11 protein-coding genes are annotated in these 20,036 nt (G+C 40.3%); 10 read left to right on the top strand and 1 reads right to left on the bottom strand.

From position 1 onward, the window contains the following. Positions 1-183, top strand: coding sequence for a hypothetical protein (locus tag AC6CH7_RS24135; protein WP_498265144.1), 183 nt, complete (start codon positions 1-3; stop codon positions 181-183). Between the two features lie 104 nt (positions 184-287). Next, complete coding sequence (locus AC6CH7_RS24140; protein ID WP_498265145.1) at positions 288-542, top strand: hypothetical protein; 255 nt, start codon at positions 288-290, stop codon at positions 540-542. Between the two features lie 130 nt (positions 543-672). Here the strand turns inward: AC6CH7_RS24140 and AC6CH7_RS24145 are convergent, their stop codons facing one another. After that, the gene (locus AC6CH7_RS24145; protein WP_498265146.1) at positions 673-2,751 is read right to left on the bottom strand and encodes a discoidin domain-containing protein; all 2,079 of its coding nucleotides are present in this window, start codon (positions 2,749-2,751) and stop codon (positions 673-675) included. Between the two features lie 735 nt (positions 2,752-3,486). Between AC6CH7_RS24145 and AC6CH7_RS24150 the strand changes: the two genes are divergently transcribed. From AC6CH7_RS24150 to AC6CH7_RS24185, 8 genes are all read left to right on the top strand, one after another. Beyond that, the gene (locus AC6CH7_RS24150; RefSeq protein ID WP_498265147.1) at positions 3,487-5,166 is read left to right on the top strand and encodes a glycoside hydrolase family 43 protein; all 1,680 of its coding nucleotides are present in this window, start codon (positions 3,487-3,489) and stop codon (positions 5,164-5,166) included. Positions 5,167-5,347: 181 nt separating this feature from the next. Continuing rightward, complete coding sequence (locus tag AC6CH7_RS24155) at positions 5,348-6,451, top strand: endo-1,4-beta-xylanase (protein ID WP_498265148.1); 1,104 nt, start codon at positions 5,348-5,350, stop codon at positions 6,449-6,451. A 341-nt stretch (positions 6,452-6,792) separates the two neighbouring features. Then, positions 6,793-10,863 (top strand): hybrid sensor histidine kinase/response regulator transcription factor, encoded by a 4,071-nt coding sequence (locus AC6CH7_RS24160; RefSeq protein ID WP_498265149.1) that lies wholly within the window; start codon positions 6,793-6,795, stop codon positions 10,861-10,863. Positions 10,864-11,037: 174 nt separating this feature from the next. Then, the gene (locus tag AC6CH7_RS24165; RefSeq protein ID WP_498265150.1) at positions 11,038-11,577 is read left to right on the top strand and encodes a sialate O-acetylesterase; all 540 of its coding nucleotides are present in this window, start codon (positions 11,038-11,040) and stop codon (positions 11,575-11,577) included. Positions 11,578-11,582: 5 nt separating this feature from the next. Further along, entirely contained in the window at positions 11,583-11,927 is a 345-nt protein-coding gene (locus tag AC6CH7_RS24170; protein WP_498265151.1) for a sialate O-acetylesterase, read from the top strand. Between the two features lie 43 nt (positions 11,928-11,970). Continuing rightward, the gene (locus tag AC6CH7_RS24175) at positions 11,971-14,382 is read left to right on the top strand and encodes a family 43 glycosylhydrolase (RefSeq protein WP_498265152.1); all 2,412 of its coding nucleotides are present in this window, start codon (positions 11,971-11,973) and stop codon (positions 14,380-14,382) included. Between the two features lie 655 nt (positions 14,383-15,037). Next, a complete protein-coding gene (locus AC6CH7_RS24180; RefSeq protein ID WP_498265153.1) occupies positions 15,038-18,181 on the top strand; it encodes a SusC/RagA family TonB-linked outer membrane protein in 3,144 nt (1,047 codons plus the stop codon). A gap of 11 nt (positions 18,182-18,192) precedes the next feature. After that, positions 18,193-20,010: a RagB/SusD family nutrient uptake outer membrane protein gene (locus AC6CH7_RS24185; protein WP_498265154.1), complete on the top strand. Its 1,818-nt coding sequence runs from the start codon at positions 18,193-18,195 to the stop codon at positions 20,008-20,010. Positions 20,011-20,036: the final 26 nt, after the last annotated feature.

The following is a 20,036-nucleotide window of genomic DNA, read 5'->3' on the forward strand; positions in this document are numbered from 1 at the left end:
ATGGAAAAGTTAAATGACAAAAAGCCCCTGGCAAACAGAAAAATGCTCGATTTATTGACACGACTAAATAAGCTACGAAAAAGGAGTCAGCAAACTAATCAAAAGCTGGATGAGTTGAAGAAGCAGTCTGACGAATTGTTAGATTCCGATACTAAAAATAGAGGAGCTGATTATTTCCGATGAGCATGACCTCTTTGTTTTTTACCATTAAGTTTATGTAATCAAAATTAGTGCTGATTACAAAATGATAATCTCAAAATCAAGTTTACTTCATTTAATTTTGGCTTATGAATTATCCCGTATTTATCTTCCACGAATTAATGTTCAGACTCTCAGAAATCTCCCCGAAAATTGGCACTTATGTTTCCAGTTTTGTTCAGGACAATACTTTTGTGATCCATTCTACTAATGGCAAACTCATTGTGGATGAAGAGACAATAACAAAACAGTACCATGATCCTACATTGCTGTCAAGGGAATATTTAGACAATCTTGTCGAGAGGTTTCTTTTTAATGAGAGTGGAACTACCTCCGGATTATAATATTTTTCGTTCTCCCCATACACTCCACGACAAACTTATCCCGCTCAATTGTGGTGGAGTGTGTCGTGTGTTTTTTGTTTGGTATTTAATACAAATATTGTAATGTCTCCATCATTTGTGTACTGAACCTTTATAATGTGGTTACGTCCAATTCTGCATACCCCAAAGTATTGCCGGCATCTGTAGTCATCAGTTTCCGCAACCTTATATAACGTCCTTTAATGGGCTTGAACTGTTTGCTTTGCCACAAGGGGTTATTCTTGATATTTGCAAATTCTCCTTCATCGGCAAGTATCCAATTTTTATTATCCGTCGAAACAAAAAACTGGTATGTACTTATTATGCCTGAGTTTCGATCCTGCCCCGGTAAGTAACGAAACCCGTTCAGGTCAGCTTCCCGTCCCATATCAATAGTAATATCCACAGGTTCATTTCCCTCACTCTTTTGGTACCAGGCAGTATTTGGATTCCCGTCGATAACCTGATTTGATTCCGGATCTGCAGCGTTAAGAATTTTCCAATCTTTTCTCGAAAGATCAAATTCTTCCCGGGCGACCGGACTGCTTTTTCCGCCTTCTTTATTAAATGCAACTGCCTGAACGACTAACTTTCCATCAGTTTGAAATGCAGCCGTGTATCGCTTTGATTGAACAGTAGGCGTTGTTCCGTCCAAGGTGTAATATACAGTTGACTCCTCATCAGCGGCATGAATAGAAACCGCGCCAGATTGATTGCGAACAATTGTCGGTGCGATCAGGATCTGAGGAGCAAGATATACACCAATATTGGAAATAACCGGATTACTTTTGGCGTCCAAAATGGTAAACCTAAGCTTGGTCGCTCTTACCGTTGGAAAAACCAGGATTCGCTTGTAGCCAATTGTAGTCTGCTTGTCTAATTCCTTCCATGTTTCATCTGCTAACAAGGCCTCAATTTTAAATGATTTTACGCGTTGTCCCAGCGCGATATATTCCTGAACCAAAAATCGATTAAATTGGGTAGGACGACGGAAATCAATGGTTAAGCTGGCTTCAGCGATATTGTCGCCCGTAGCCCAATAGGTATTTTTGTTTCCGTCCAACGCCTTATCTGCGCCATAATTTTTCCCGCGGGAATTAGATGCTGCCACTTTTTTATTCTTCGCTAGGTCAACGGAAAATGCTTCCTCAACTGCTTTTGCTAACTCGATAGCCGCTTTTTCGTCATTTTCGTGAATCCTGCCGCGGCGGTCAATCGGAAAATTTAACAATAAAGTCCCGTTTCGCCCAAAGGAGTTATAATAAGTCTTTAGGAGTTGAGGCAGGGTTTTTACCTTGCTATCTTCATAGCCATGGTAAAACCATCCCGGTCGGATTGAAGTATTTACCTCGCCAGGCACCCAGGAATCCCCATTCTCTAAACCGTGATGCAGCATTTCATATGGGACATCGCCAGTTTTGTTCAGCAGGCTCCAATTTCTTTCACCAACATATCCAGCTTCAGTGCCAACCCATCGCAAGTCTGCCCTGTCACCGTTGTCATTCCAAATCACTGCATTGGGTTGAAGCTCCCGGATCAATTTGTAGGTGTTCTGCCAGTCGTAATAGGTTCTTCGATCGATTGTACGTGTCTCTTTTGCTCCTCCATAATATCCCGAACCTCCGTTTGCTCCATCAAACCATACCTCGAAAATTTCACCATAATTTGTCAGCAGTTCTTTCAGCTGATTTCTGAAATAAGTGATGTACTCAGGACGTCCATATTCGGCACTATTCCTGTCCCATGGAGATAAATAGATACCTAATTTAAGGCCATATTCCTTGCAGGCTTTCGCCAGATCGCCGACAATATCCCCTTTGCCATTCTGCCAGGGAGAATTTTTGATTGAATAGTCTGTGTATTTCGATGGCCATAAACAAAAGCCTGAGTGGTGCTTTGCGGTAATGATAATGCCCTTCATGCCTGCTTCTTTACAAACCCTAGCCCATTGCCTGCAGTCCAGGTCGGTGGGATTAAATATTATCGGATCGTCTTCGCCGTAGCCCCATTCCTGATCTGTGAACGTATTCGTAGAAAAATGAACAAATGCATAATACTCCATCTCTTGCCATTTCATTTGCTGTGCGGTGGGAACAGGACCAAAAGGTTTCGGTGCATTGGTCTGAGTCTTTGCTATATTTGATAGGGTTGTGCAAAAAAGTAAACTTAAAAGAATCTTCTTAATCATCATACGTTATTTATTTGGTTCTTATATCGCACTATTTTCACTGCGTTTTTAGCGCTTTTATTCCATTGATTTTTGGCTGCTTTTATTGAAATCTACACTTAGTGCTTTGAAGGCAAATTTGAAAACAAAATTTTGACGAAATCACTTGGGAGTACTTCAGGAACTTGCAAATGTTTCCTAAGTATCATTGATCTTTTTCCCATATTCAGGACTTTTATGCCAAAATTCATTTATCGATCTTATTATTTTTGATTAAATACCAGCGGTGTAAGCAGCTTTGTTATTGGCAATCTATTCATTGGAACTGCTACAAAATTAACACCAGAGGCCATACTATATTTTACCTAAACGGACTTTTTTTAGTACAAAACAGATTTTTTGAATGCTACTTCTTGTTTTTTCTCCTGAATAAACGCATTTTAAGACAAACTTTTTAATTGCTCAACATTGTTTATCTAAAACTGGATTCGAAATGGAATTATAAAAATGTGATCAATTTATACGTCGAATGGATTATATTGATGGCGGTGAAGGATATATTTCAGGTACAGAAAAGAGCTTTTCCTTGAAATTTCCGGCGCTTGGTGGAAATAAATCCTGGCAGGGGTATTAACCGTTCAGAGATACGCATGGTATGGATATTTTATGACCCTCAAAACATTAATAGCCTTAAATTCAACAAATGAAGTCACTTTCTTTTTTTTCTTGAGCTAGTTTTGGTGTATTAATTTATCATATATGCAAAAAACGCACATTATTTTTTCTTATTTAATAGTACTGGTAATATTGTTTTCGGATGCCAAGGCGCAGATGACTTTAAAAAACCCTATTCTTCCCGGATTTTACCCTGACCCGGCAATATGTAAAGTCGGAACGGATTATTACATGGTCACCTCGACTTTTGTTTATTTTCCGGGAATTCCGGTATTTCACAGTAAAGACCTTAAAAGCTGGAAGCAGATTACCAGTGCAATTGACCGGCCTTCACAAATGGATTTTATGGGACAGCAGATTTCCAGAGGTTTGTTTGCTCCAGCAATAAATTATTATAAAGGGATCTTTTATATTACCTGCACCAATATTGACAAGGGCGGCAATTTTATCATCACGGCCAAAAATCCCGCAGGTCCATGGAGCGATCCGATTTACCTTAAAGAGGTAAGGGGAATTGATCCCTCCTTGTATTTCGAAGATGACAAAGTCTTTATCATATACAATAGCGATCCACCTGATTATAAGTCATTGTACAGCGGACATAGAACCGTGAAGATTTATGAACTGGATCTGGCTACTTTGAAACCTGTGGGTACGGAAAAGATTCTGGTAAACGGAGGTGTTGACATCAGTAAGAAACCAGTTTGGATCGAAGCCCCACACATCTACAAAAGAAACGGGTATTATTATTTAATGGCCGCAGAAGGGGGGACCAGTGTGAACCATTCAGAAGTGGTTTTCAGAAGTAAAGACGTCCGTGGTCCGTTCATACCGTATGAAAAAAATCCTATTCTAACGCAAAGGCATCTGGATCCCAAACGAAAAAATCCCATCTCATCAGTTGGCCATGCAGACCTGGTAGAAGGGCCGGATGGGAATACTTACGCCGTTTTTTTGGGCGTACGCCCCTATGAAGGAGATTTTTACAATACCGGTCGGGAAACATTTATTGCACCCGTAAAATGGATAGCCGATTGGCCAGTTATCAATCCGGACTATGAGCAGGTACAATATGAATATAAAGCGAACTGGAAAGAAGATACGCAAAACAATCAATTGCCTATTACGGGAAATTTTAGTTTCAGGGTTGCATTTAAAGACAGCCTTAATAGGGAGTTTTTATTTTTACGAACACACAATCCCTCATGGTACAATTTCAAAGAAAATAAGAACGCGCTGACCCTCAAGCTGCTTCCACAAACAATTTTGGAAAAAGGAAACCCTGCTTTTATTGGGAGAAGGCAGCAGCACCTGTCAAGTTCAGCTTCAACGGAAATGAGTTTTTCAACCAAACAGGCCAATGAAAAAGCAGGAATGGTGGTTTTTCAAAATGAAAACCACTTCTACTTTATGTGTAAATCATATGATGAGGGAAAAGAGGTAATTCAACTGTTCAAGGGTAATCCCACCACTGATAAAATGGATTTGTTAAAGCAGGTAGTCCTGCCGTCTTTTCAAAAGACGGTATACTTTAAAGTGAATTCCGAACGCGACGTTTACTCGTTTTGGTATGCCTTGAAAGAAAATGACTGGAAACCCCTGGCAGATGACCTTGATGGTAAATATTTGAGTACTGCAGTTGCAAAGGGCTTTGTTGGGGTATTGTACGGTATGTATGCTACATCTGAAGGGCAAACTACCGGGAATAAGGCCATCTACAGGTGGTTTGATTATAGCGGGAATGACAGTACCTTTAAAAAGTAGTTAAATGATTAGGGCCATGAAATATGGATTTATAAAAAAAATAAGTATGGAGTTTTTTATAAATCCATATTTCATGGCTTGATTCAAGCATCCATTGAGAAAGTGGTTAGTCACATTTCTGGTGGATTACAAAAAGCCATGGAGAGCACTCAATAGCCAATTGGCACCTATTTCAAATCGTATGAAAATATATAAGTTAAAAACAGCGCCACTGACATTGATCCTCATTATTCTGGGGATTTCTATAAGTTGCGGGACATTCGGCCAAAAGCCTTCGACCATTAAAGGGCTTAAGGACTACTATAAAGATTACTTTCCTATTGGTGTTGCTGTGAGCCGCAAAACTTTATCAGGTGATGAAGCGAAACTTATTTTAAAAGAATTTAACAGCATCACCCCAGAAAATGCGATGAAAATGGAAGCCATACATCCTCAAGAAGATTTTTACTTCTGGCGTGATGCAGATTCAATAGTCAACTTCGCTCAAAATCACCAGCTAAAGATCCGTGGACATAATTTATGCTGGCATCAGCAGGTTGCCGATTGGATGTTCAAAGATCAAGAAGGTCATCTTGTTACCAAAGAGGTGCTCCTTAAGCGCCTTGAGGAGCACATCACTACAGTGGTGAAAAGATATAAGGGAAAGATTTATGCATGGGATGTAGTCAATGAAGCAATAGGTGATGCAGACGATGAGTTTATAAGGAATTCGCTATGGTATAAGATCTGTGGTGAAGAATATATTGCAAAGGCATTTGAGTATGCTCATGCTGCTGATCCGGACGCATTACTTTTTTATAATGACTACAACACAGAGCGGCCAGGGAAACGGGATAAAATTTATCGCCTGCTCAAAAAACTGATTGAGCAAAAAGTTCCTATCCATGGGGTAGGATTGCAAGCTCACTGGTCAATTTTTGAGCCATCTGAAAAAGAATTGCGTGAGGCTATTGAATTGTATTCCTCGTTAGGCTTACAAATTCATTTTACAGAGCTCGACATGTCGATTTATCCATGGGAAAAAAATAACAGGCAAAAAAAAGCTGGCGATACCGGCGAGCTGACATCAGCGCTTGAACAAAAACAAATTGATCAGTATGCTAAAATTTTTAAAATCTTCAGGGAGTACAAAAAGAACATTACAAGCGTGACTTTCTGGAATGTTTCCGACCGGTACAGCTGGCTGGACTATTATCCGGTGCGGGGCAGGAAGAATTACCCCTTATTATTTGATCAGCAGCTTCAACGGAAGAAAGCTTATTCAGGAGTAACAGACTTTAAATGACTTGGCCTTCAGCAACACAATGTGAACTTTTGTGGCCAAAAAAAAGACATTTGTAGCTGCTGGATGCCTATACCGTAGTTACATTCGTATTGAAAACCAAATATACCACATGTAATCATTTCGGCTGGAGACTATACATCAATCGGAATTATAGCACTTAACAGTTATTTAATTTGGAGCTGTTCCAAATTTGTGCTGTCTGGTATACTTATTTAAATAAACTTAGGTAACCAAAGACCATGCTGAATCGGACCATTTTTAAAAGATTTTGTTGTTTGCTCTTTTTTGTTTTGACATTATCTGCGGGATATGCACAACTGCAAAAAGTAAACTTTACTTCGTTGAAAACAAAAGATGGCCTTTCTTCTAATATGGTCAATGCAATTTTAAAAGACCGGTACGGATTGATGTGGTTTGCAACTGAAGATGGGTTGAATAAATTTGACGGGACCAATTTTATTGTTTACAAATATAAATCAGATGACCCATCGGGAATACAGGCTAATGATGTCAGGGCATTGCATGAAGATAAGTCCGGTAATTTATGGGTTGGAAGCTCCGGAGGCTCCCTGAGTTTATATGACCGGAAAAAAAATTCCTTTATAAATTTCCCGGCAAATACACCTGAAGGACTGAGCCACGGCAATGTACGTGCAATCAATAGTGATTACACGGGGAAAATATGGATAGCGACCTATGGCGGTTTAGATTTGCTTGATCCAAAAACTAAAAAAGTTACAAAGTTACCGATCAATCCCAGTCTCAGGAAGCCAGTCCCTTCCATTGTGCTCAACTGTCTTTATGAGGACAGTAAACATAGAATGTGGATCGGATCTGATAACGGGCTTTATTTATACGAAAGACAGACAAACTCATTTAAACATTTTACAAGTGCGGTCTCAAACCCTTCAAGCCTTGGCGATAATTTTGTTTCGTCAATTGCTGAAGATCATTCCGGCAACTTATGGGTGGGTACAAAAAACGGCCTTAGTTTTCTCGCTTCAAACGGAAAGGGATTCAAAAATTTCAGACATAATCCTGGAGATCCCAGTACATTGAGCAATAGCATTGTCCTGAGTGTGGCCGTAAATAGCAATGGCGAGCTTTGGGTGGGTACTGATGATGGTTTAAATATTCTTGATATCAATAAGGGAATCTTTAAAAGCTATAAAGCGGATTCCAGGGATATTTATAGCCTTACAGGGAAGTCTATCAATTGCATTTATATAGATAACCAAGGTATTTATTGGCTGGGAGCTTATAGGGGAGGAGTCAATAAATATGATACCAACCTTAATCTTTTTCAATTGAAACAAAGTAATATTTTCAATCAGAATGGATTGAATGCTTCTATTGTAACTTCATTTGCCGAATATAAGGACGACGAGATTTTTGTAGGAACAGATGGTGGAGGACTTAATTTGTTCAATCGTAAAACGGAATTATTTAAACGGTTTGACTATCCTTTGGCAAATGGCAGCACACTGAGTGATGTTTCCATCATGAGCATGGAAATAACCAGGTCGGAACAACTGTATCTTGCGACCTATAAAAGTGGTCTGGTTGTCATGGATTTAAAAACCGGAAAATTTCGGCAAGTTACTTATAGCAGTCGTCCAGGTGCATTAAATTCGAATGATATTTTTTGTGTTAAAGAAGATCGGAGCGGCAAAATCTGGGTAGGTACCAACGGTGGAGGAGTAAATGTGTTAGATGGAGACAATGAAGTACTTGTGAAATATTGTAACAATCCAAAGGCCATAAATGAACATGATTATCCTGGAAACAACTTTATCAGGTTTATTGAAGAAGACAATATGGGTAAGATCTGGATCGGCTCCTATGGCTCAGGAATTACCGTTTTTAATCCTGATAGCAATAAATTCGTAGTCCATAACAAGCAAAACAGTAAACTCCCCAATGACCTTACCCTGTCTATATTGAAGGACCGTTTGGGGAATATTTGGGTGGGAACATTCAGCGGTGGCTTAAGCTTATTTGACCGCGGAACAAATCAGTTCATCACATTTTCTGAAAAGGATGGGTTGAATAATGGAACTGTTTACGCAATAGTTGAGGACAGACAAGGACGAATCTGGGTGAGCACGAATAAAGGGATCAGCAGTTTTGACCGCAAAACGCATAAGTTTACCAATTACACCATTTATAATGGTGTCCAAAATAATAATTTTGTACTCGGTGCCGGCTTTATTTCATCACAAGGAGAGATCTATTTTGGAGGTGCTGAAGGTTTTAATTATTTTAATCCTCAGTATTTTAAGAAAAATAAAAATGTGCCATCAGTACTCTTTACTGATCTGAAGGTGTCAAATGCATCAATTGTGGCCTCAGCCGACGGGCCGATAAAGGAACATATTTCGGTTGTTAAGGATATTTATTTAGACTATAAACAAAATTTTACGCTCAGTTATGTGAGTTTAAATTATACTGCGCCTGAACAGAATAGATATTCGTATCGGTTGGAAGGTTTTGACAGTGAATGGATCGATGCCGGGACCTCCAAGTCTGCATCGTATACTAACCTTGACCCCGGCGAATATGTATTTCATGTAAAAGCCAGTAATAACGATGGCCTTTGGAATGCCGGTGAAACTGCCATAAAAATACATGTAATGCCTCCATTTTGGCGCACCATATATGCGTATATCCTGTATGTGTGTGTGGTTGCGGGTACACTACTTTATATCAGGCATAGAGGGATTCAAAAACTGAAGATGAAATTTGCTGTGATTCAGGAAAAAATGAAGGCAGAACAGCTGATAGAACAGGAGCGCAAGGAGGCCGAACGGTTACGCGAGTTAGATAAGCTGAAGATTAAGTTTCTGACAAACTTAAGTCATGAATTCCGTACGCCGCTTTCATTGATTATTGGCCCGATTGATAAGTTACTTACGGAAAAGCGCGATGCTGATATTGCTGCCCCTTTGGCTATGGTTAAGCGAAATACCAGACGCTTACTAAACCTGGTTAATCAAATTCTAGATTTCCGTAAAATGGAGGATCAGGAATTACGGTTAAATCTCTCAGAAGGGGATATTGTTTCTTTTGTTAAAGACGTTCTGGAACCGTTTAATGATATTAGCGAACGGAAACAGATTCAGCTTGTATTTAAAAGTCAGCTGAGATACTTTTATACCTTATTTGATCAAGATAAAATAGAGCGTGTCCTGTTCAATCTGCTATCCAATGCATTTAAATTTACATCTGTTGGTGGTACAATATCACTGGAAATAGAAAGAAGCGAAGCTCAAACTAGTTCTCAGGAGTCTTCATTGATGATCAAGGTTTCCGATAGTGGCATTGGCATCTCTGATGAAAACAAAGAAAGAATATTCGAACGCTTTTTCCAGATTGATACCACGGCCTCTATTTTGAACCAGGGAAGTGGTATAGGTTTATCGATTGCTAAGGAGTTTGTCAAAATGCATGGCGGTAATATCGTGGTTCAAAGTGAACCTGGATTTGGAAGCAGTTTTATCATTGAACTTCCTTTTTCAACAGTAGAAGCTGCAGATGAACCCAGAGACTTTTCAAGTTCCATTATTTCCGAAGCCAGGCAGGAAATAGTTGATGATACGGCGGAAATCGCAGGCAGTATAGAAATTCCCTCAATTTTACTGGTAGAGGACAATGAGGATTTTAGGTTTTATCTAAAAGATAGTTTAAAGGCGTTCTATAAGATATATGAGGCGTGTAATGGGCATGAAGGGTGGCAAAAGGCGTTAGCACATCACCCTCAAGTTATCGTAAGTGATATTAATATGCCTTATATGAACGGAATTGACTTGTGCCGTAAAGTAAAGTCTGATAAAAGGACTAATCATATCCCGATTATATTGCTAACTGCTTTAACTGGTGAAGAAGAACAGATCAGGGGGCTAGAAACAGGTGCTAACGACTATCTGACCAAACCATTTAATTTTGAAATCCTTAACGCTAAAATTAAGAATCTCCTGGCATTAAATAAAACACTAAAAGATACTTATACCAAGCAGATCAAAGTTCAGACGCAGGAAGTGGTAATAGAATCTCATAGCGATAGGTTATTAAATAAGGTAGTCCTGTATATTGAAGAAAATCTGAATAATCCCAAACTATCTGTAGAAGACTTAAGCAGGCATGTAGGAATGAGCAGGGCGTCTTTATACCGGAAAATTTTGGAATTAACAGGCCAATCACCTGTCGAATATATAAGATCGGTTAAATTGGATAAAGCAATAGTATTACTTGAAAAGAGCGATTTGAATGTTTCACAGATTGCATACATGGTTGGCTTTGCTACTCCAAATTATTTTGCTAAGTCTTTTAAGACTAAATTTAACATGCAACCCACTGAATTTATACATTTAAGGCGGAAAGTAGATGTTGGTTTAGTTGGAGAAATGGAATAATAGTGGACTAAATTTCTATCATAAATTTAGTCATTGGAACATTTCTTCTACAATAATATTTAAAACTTCCCTGTAAAAAAGACGGTATGACATAGTTTTATGTCGTACTAGAGTGGATGTTTTTGTCAAAAGATGGTAATTGATGAAAATTCAGCTTATTTAAAAATAATAATAATGAGAAGTATTAATATTTCAGCGTTTGGTTTATCTGTATTGACAATAAAAAGAACGGTTTTCTTTATGATAGTGCTTTTGTTAAACATGAGTAAAAGCTATGCGCAAGATCCAAATTTCCATATTTATCTATGTTTCGGGCAATCTAATATGGAAGGCAATGCTAAGTTTGAAGCACAGGATACCATAAATGTAAGTGATCGTTTCAAAGTATTACAGGCTGTGGATTGCTTGGAACTTAATAGAATAAAAGGAAATTGGTATACTGCAGTGCCTCCATTAACCAGGTGCAATACCGGTCTGACTCCAGCTGATTATTTTGGAAAAACGATGGTTTCCAACCTTCCAAAGAATGTAAAAGTGGGTGTGGTTAATGTTGCAGTTGGTGGGTGTAAAATTGAATTATTTGATAAAGAGCAATATAAGTCTTATAGCGCTATGGCGCCGAAATGGATGGTAGGAATGATCAATCAATATGGAGGTAATCCTTATGGATGTTTAGTTGAACTGGCAAAAATTGCCCAAAAGGAAGTGTCATAAAGGGGGTGTTATTGCATCAGGGGGAATCTAATACCGGTGATAGCTTATGGGTGGCGAAGGTTAAAACTGTTTATGGAAATTTGCTGAAAGATTTGAACCTCAGAGAAAACTCAGTACCATTGCTTGCCGGAGAATTGGTGCATTCAGATCAGGGAGGTATTTGCTCAAGTATGAATGCGATCATTGGGAAACTTCCTCAAATTATTTCAAATTCATATATCATCTCTTCCAAAGGATGTACCGCTGCTGCAGACAAGTTGCATTTTGATGCTGCAGGATACAGGGAACTGGGTAGGCGATATGCCAACAAAATGCTGTTATTGTTGGCGGATAGTGAAAAGCGGTTGTAATCCGGATAGTTCATGCGAAATAAACAGCTAAAAAAAACGAAATATGATTAAATTGAATGGACTTTTAAGTATAGGAAAGGTAGTATTAGCAGGTATGTTGTTTTTGTTCAATAAACCTGCTCTTTCACAACAAATTGTAGCACCAGCTTCTTCGGGTTTTGATGTTTTAAATATTGATATACCACACGGTAAAATAGATACCATGAATTATTTTTCTGGAACTGTAGGCAACATCAGAAAGACGATAATCTATACGCCTCCTGGGTTTTCTAAAAGTAAAAAGTACCCTGTTTTGTATTTACTCCACGGGATTGGTGGCGATGAAAGGGAATGGTTAAATGGTGGTAAGCCACAGGTCATACTGGATAATCTTTATGCAGCAGGGAAACTAGCACCTATGATTGTTGTAATGCCTAACGGACGTGCCATGAAAGATGATCGCCCAATTGGTAATATCATGTCCAAAGACAAAGTTGAAGCATTTTCAACTTTTGAAAAAGATTTACTGAACGACCTTATTCCTTTTGTTGAAAAGAAATTCCGTGTACATAAAGATCGGGAGCATCGTGCAATTGCCGGATTATCAATGGGGGGCGGGCAATCTTTAAATTTCGGGTTGGGTAATCTTCAAAAATTTGCATGGGTTGGCGGCTTTTCATCAGCTCCGAATACAAAAGCACCTAAAGAATTGTTGCCGGACCCGGTGAAAGCAAAGGGGATGCTCAAACTGTTATTTATATCCTGCGGCGCCAGTGATAACCTGATCATTAACAGTAAGCGTACTCATGATTACCTTGTGCAAAATGGCGTGCCACACATCTATTTTATTGAGCCTGGATTCCATGATTTTAAAGTTTGGAAAAATGGATTGTATATGTTTTCTCAAATGTTATTTAAACCGGTGGATACTTCTTCTTTTTCTAAATATGCGGGTGTGGGAGCTCCACAACAAAAGGCACAAAATCCTGTTGTCTTTGCTGATGTGCCGGATATGTCTATGGTGCGTGTTGGAGATTCATATTATATGAGTAGCACAACCATGCATATGAGTCCAGGTGTACCCATTATGAAATCCAGTGATCTGGTGAACTGGAGTATTATAAGTTACGCCTATGACACCCTCGCTAATGTGGATGACCTCAATCTGAAAAATGGTAAGCAGGCTTATGGCCAGGGAACCTGGGCAAGCAGTTTACGTTATCATGGAGGTGTTTTCTATGTGAGTACCTTCGCTCAGAATACAGGGAAAACCTATGTGTATACCACAAAAAATATAGAAAAGGGACCCTGGAAAGCAACCTCTTTTAAACCGGGTTTTCATGACCATTCGTTGTTTTTTGACGATAATGGTAAAGTTTATTTGGTCTATGGCGGAGGAAAGATCAAATTGGTTGAAATGAAGCCTGACTTATCGGGCCCTGATCCAGGTGTTCCCGAACGCGTCATTATAGAAAATGCAAGTCTTCCTTCTGGGGAAAACATTGGTCTGCCGGCAGAAGGTTCTCAATTATTTAAAGTTAAGGGTAAGTACTACCTCTTTAATATCACCTGGCCAAAGGGCGGTATGAGAACCGTGGTTATTCATAGAGCAGATGATATAACTGGTCCTTATGAAGGTATGATTGGGATGCAGGATATAGGAGTAGCTCAAGGTGGACTTATCGATAGGCCTAACGGCGACTGGTACGCCTACCTTTTTCGTGATTTTGGAGCGGTAGGCCGTATTCCTTATTTAGTGCCCGTTAAATGGCAAAACGGCTGGCCGATATTAGGCGTCGATGGGAAAGTTCCGCAAACACTGGATTTGCCATCGAGCAAAGGCTTGATTCCAGGTATTGTAGCTTCTGACGAATTTAACCGCAGGCCAGGTGAAGCTGATTTGTCCTTGGTTTGGCAATGGAATCATAATCCTGATCAGAATCTTTGGTCGGTAAGAAAGAGAAAAGGTTTTTTAAGATTAACGAACGGCAGTATAGCTAATGATTTTTTGTCAGCCAGAAATACGTTGACACAACGCACGATTGGTCCGTTTTCCTCTGGAATGACTTTACTGGATGTATCTAAACTGAAGGATGGTGATTTTGCGGGTCTGGGTCTTTTGCAAAAAAAATACGGGCTGATTGGTGTGACCGTAGAAGGAAGCGATAAATATATTGTGATCATTGATGCAGAAACTGGTGAACCTATTCAAAGACAGAAGATCCGGCTTAGGCAAAATAGTGTCTATTTTAAAGTAGACTGTGATTTCAGCCAGAAGCGAGATCTTGCCAGCTTCTGGTATAGCCTTGATGGAAAGATCTGGAAAACCCTGGGAAGTTCACTAAAAATGACCTACACCATTCCTCACTTTATGGGATACAGGTTTGCTTTATTTAATTATGCCAGGAAACAGACAGGTGGTTATGCGGACTTTAATTACTTCCGTATTTCAGATAAACCATCTCAAATAAACTAACCGGCCTTCGGTACCTGATTGTAGCAGGGAATTTAGTTTATCAAAACACCAGGCAGCCTTCTAATTTGCTAGGATTAATATTTTGTACAGTGAATAGGTATAATAAAATTCATCTGTTGGAATATTAGTGCTCTGGCATGCTTAATATTGCTGTTTTTGGCTGTTTGAACCCTCTTTTTAGGGCTGTAAACATCACGCATATAAATTGAAACAATTGTGCCATCCTAAAAAATGATGCATTCCTAAATTAGGTTAACCAAATATAAATCAATTCGATTTCTTCAAATAGAAGGGATACTTAAACCAAACGAGCCAATGAACAGGAATCTGTATTTTATTTTAATTCTTTTCGACTGATGATGCGTATGAAATGAGGCAACTGACTTGTGGCATCCTATAATGGTATCGCTGCAGGGGTGAGTATGTTCATGAAAACATAGTACAGGATCACATCAGATCAATCTCCATGAGACCACCAACTTAATGAACTGGGGCTGGCACCGCTATGCCCTGAGCAATAGCTGAATCTTATTTAAGAATAACCAATAAAAACAAACCAAATGTATGATGGGAAAAAATTACCAACACTAAAATTCCATAACGTGTATGGAAGACCTAATAATCAAAATTAAATCCTCTTAAATGATTTTAAATAATGGAAAAATACACAAAAGTGTGTAATCATGGCTGTCTTGTCAAATTTTTCAGACTAGCATTATTACAAAAAGTTTGCTTTTCGATATTTGTTTTTTTTCTGCTGACCAATGCCGTCAATGCACAACAAAAACGGGTAGTCAAAGGCACCGTTGTTGACTTGCAAAAAACACCGCTGATTGGTGTAACAATTACCGTCAAAGGTACAAATACAAGAGCACTAACAAATTTAGATGGGCATTTCACAATCGAACTTGGTCAGGGAATGACAACCCTTGTGGTTGCTTATGTCGGTATGGAGACTCAAGAGGTCAACGTTACCGGCAAAAGTAATGTTGCGATTATATTGAGGGATGATAATAAGGCATTAAATGAAGTAATCGTCGTGGGCTATGGAAAACAGAAAAAAGAAAGCGTAGTCGGGGCGATCACACAAGTAAAGGGGGAGGTGCTGGAACGGGCCGGTGGTGTTTCGAGTCTTGGAGCAGCATTAACAGGAAATTTGCCGGGTGTTATTACTGTGGCAACCCAGGGAACGCCAGGCGCTGAAGATCCCAAAATCTTCATCCGTGGTCAGAGCACATGGAACAACAGTGATCCACTGGTTTTAGTGGATGGTATCGAACGGTCTATGAGTAGTGTTGATGTGGGTTCTGTGGAAAGCATCTCAGTTTTGAAAGATGCATCTGCGACAGCAGTATTTGGGGTAAAGGGCGCCAATGGGGTAATCCTGATCACCACCAAACGAGGGAAAGAAGGAAGGGCAGATATCCGTTTTACCGGCAATGCCACTATGAAAATACCTTCCTTGCTGGCCAGCAAATACGATTCATACGATGCCATAAAAATCCGGAATCTGGCCATTGAGCATGAACTGGGCCTTTCTCCGTCGTCCTGGAGTAAATATGTGCCCTCAGCTGAATTGGAGAAATACCGAAATCCCAGCAGCCAGGCAGAAGCAGAACGTTATCCGAACGTGGATTGGGGGGATGAGCTGATCAAGAATTCTGTAATGTCTTATAATGGGAGTGCAAATGTTTCCGGTGGTACGGCTTTCGTAAAATATTTTACAGCGATAGATTTTTTAAAAGAAGGTGATATCATTAAAAAACTAGACAATGGGAAATCATATGAACCCGGATATGGATTTAACCGTATCAATGTCCGTAGTAATCTGGACTTTAATTTAACTAAAACTACGGTCCTGACAACGAACCTTGCAGGCTCATATGGAGTGAAACAAGACGCCTGGGGACAAGACAGTTGGGAATACCGGATTTGGCAAAGCATATACAGCAATGCGCCAAATATCTATTATCCCAAATATACCAATGGGGGCTGGGGATACTATCCGCAAGAACAGGTATCAACGGTAAACTCCCTGGCCACTATGGCAAACAATGGTGTCCGCAAAACCACCACTACCCGGATTAATACGGACTTTACCTTGAAACAGGATTTAGGTATGATCTTAAAAGGTCTGTCCGCGAAAGGGACTTTCTCTTTTGATAACTCATTTATATCCCAGGGAGGTATTTATGACAATGGTGCCATTCAACAACAGTATATTAACCCGGTCACAGGGGAAGTAACGTTAAGCCAGTACTTAGGAACGAACCAATTTGACTGGATACCTTCCCGTTGGAGCACTAATACTGATGCCGTGCAGAATGCTTCAACATTTCGTAAAGTATTCTACCAGGCGGTGGTTGATTATGACAGATCATTTGGCAGTCACGCAGTCACTGCAATGGGGTTATTCAGTAGGGATAAATATGCTGGCGGCAGTGAATTTGAACACTTTCGCGAAGACTGGGTGAGCAGGGTTACCTATAATTACGGGCTCAAATATTTTGCCGAATTCAATGGGGCGTACAATGGTTCTGAGAAATTCGGCCCCAATTACCGATTTGCCTTCTTTCCCTCAGCAGCTGCAGGATGGATGGTCAGTAAGGAAAATTTCATGAAAAACCTGACCTTCATTAATACTCTGAAACTTCGTGTTTCCCGTGGTCAGGTGGGTAATGACAACATTGCAAATCGTTGGCTCTATGCTACGACATGGACCTATGGAGGAAATACACCTCTGGGATCGTCCAGTGATCAATATAGTCCTTATACCTGGTGGCGTGAAGCCCAAACCAGTGTTGGTAATCCGGATATTCATTGGGAGAAGGTCACAAAGACCAATTATGGGATCGAATATTCCCTATTCGGTGATCTTTTATCGGGTAGTGTGGATGTCTTTAGTGATTATCGTACTGGTATTTTATTGGATGGGACAAGCCGTTCCGTGCCTTCTTACTTTGGCGTCAGGCCACCTACAGCTAATTTGGGCATTGTTCGCAACAAAGGCTATGAGATCGAGGTCCGTGCGAATAAAGTGCTGACCAATGGGATACGCTTGTGGGGTAACTTTAGCATGACCCATGCTAAGGATAAGATTATTGAAGCGGACGATCCTCAGCTAAAGGATGATTATTTAAAAAGAGCAGATAAACAAATTGGTCAGACCTATTCCTATTTAAGTAATGGATATGCCAATACCTGGGACCAGGTTTATGGTACTGTCCAGCTCAATACCAACAACAACCAGAAACTGGTGGGCGACCTTAAGATGGTGGACTACAATGGGGACGGCATTATTGACAATGAGGACATTGTTCCTTATGGGTATCCTCAGCGTCCACAGAATAGTTATAATGCAACGTTAGGGTTTGAATGGAAGGGGTTTAGCACTTTCGTTCAGTTCTATGGGGTGAGCAACGCGAATCGCTCCCTGCAATTGGTGAGTTTCTCCGGGCAGGACCATTACGACAATGTGTATAAACAAGGTTCCTATTGGAGTCCGGAGAATTTGAATGCCGATGTGACCATGCCCAGGTATGCTTCTCAAATGCCTTATTATGGAACTACCTATTTATATGATGGATCCTACGTCAGACTGAAAACTGCGGAAGTCGCTTACACCTTCAAGTCTTCCCAGTTAAAAAGGATGGGCCTGGGTGCCTTGCGGGTTTATGTGAATGGCAATAACCTATGGTTATGGACTAAAATGCCCGATGATCGCGAAGTTGACAATGGGGCATCTACGGCTTACCCCACTGTCCGACGTATTAATTTTGGTTGTAACATCACTTTTTAACTATTGTATATATGAAAAAGTACACAAATCTATTTTTTAAGTTTTTTGTCTTTCTTGCGATAGTAGGACTGGTTTCTTGTAAAAAATATCTGGATAAAGCACCCGGCGCCGATATTTCGCCGACAGATGCTTTCATTAATTTTAATAATTTTCAGGGCTTCACCGAAGAACTTTACAGCTGTGTGCCGGAGTTTACCAGTAAGACCTGGGCGGCCAACTGGATTCTGGGTGACGAAATTGTACATAAGACCGGCGTAACCTGGTTAAATGAACAGTTCGATAACGGGGATTCCTGGTCCTGGACAACTGCCGAATGGATTTCCTGGCTGGATGCAGGCAGTTACAATTCCGATCAGGGCAGTGGATTTGGAAAAGGCTTATGGCCCAATGCCTGGTATGGTATTCATAAGGCCAATTTAGGATTGGCTAATCTCGATAAGCTCAACGGAACCCAGGAAGAGAAGGATCTGATCAAAGGACAGTTGTTGTTTTTTCGTGGCTGGTTCCATTTTGAACTGATGACTTACTGGGGCGGGCTTCCCTACGTTAATGAGGTATTGTCCGCCAGCTCAAAATTGGAATTGCCCCGCCTGAATTATCAGGAAACAGCTGAGCTTGCCGCAAAGGATTTTAAGGAAGCTGCGGAATTATTACCCCTGGACTGGGATAAAACAACTGCAGGTAAGACCACCTTAGGCAAAAATCAATTGCGGGTTACCAAAATAACCGCATTGGGCTATTTAGGCAAAAATTACTTATATGCAGGTAGCCCATTGATGAACAAAGCATCGACAGGTGCAGCAATGTTCAATGCTGATTATTGCAAGAAAGCAGCTGAGGCATTTGCGGAGTTGCTAAAAATGGTCGACAATCAGGAGACCTGGGTTAAACTGGTTGATTTCTCTAAGTACAGCACGCTTTTCTATTCAAACGGTGGGAGTTTTATTCCTGGATTTCCCGAAGCGATCTTCCAAAATCCCGTTTATAGTGCCTGGTTTGCCGGATGTCCATGGGGCCCGAGTTCTGTGTTTGTTGAAGGGAATATTGGAGGAGGATATTCGTCTCCGAACGCCCGTTTTGTAGAAAATTATGGGATGGCCAACGGGCTTCCGATCGATGATCCTGAATCCGGATACAATCCTGCAGATCCATGGACCAACAGGGATCCGCGTTTCTACAATGACATCGTCATTGACGGCGATCAGATTATTAAGGGATCCGCTCCGGCAGATAAAGAAAAATACCGGTATGCTAACCTATCGAACACCGGACACAGCCGCAACAGTTCCTCAACAAGCCGGACGGGGTATTTACTGCGGAAATTGACCCCTATGACTGCAAATAGTGTAGATAATTTTCCTAACAATTATATGCATCTGTCATACATGCGCCTGGCCGATGTGTACCTCATGTATGCAGAAGCTGTTTTACAGGGATATGGCTCTGGCAAGAGCAATGGGCCAAATTATATCACTGCTGAGGAAGCCTTCAATAAAATAAGAAGGCGCAGCAATGCGGGAGATGTTGCCCAGAAATATGTTTCAGACAACTCGAAATTCATGAGTGAAATCATTCGGGAACGTGCAATGGAGCTTGGTTTTGAAGAGGAAATCCGTTACAATGATTTGCGCCGCTGGCTCCTTGCCGGAGAACTTAAATACAGAGAAAAGACTTCTATTGATTTTGATCGCGGTCCCAACGGGAAGCCAATTAATATAAAGGAGACGATACTGCTAACACGCAAGTTTGAAGATAAAAATTATTGGCTACCACTGAAAATAAACGATGTAACGCTTTACCCTTCATTCGGTCAGAATCCGGGTTATTAAAAGCATAGTTTTTAAAGCTTAAAAAG

This window comes from Pedobacter sp. GQ55 (assembly GCF_059758925.1).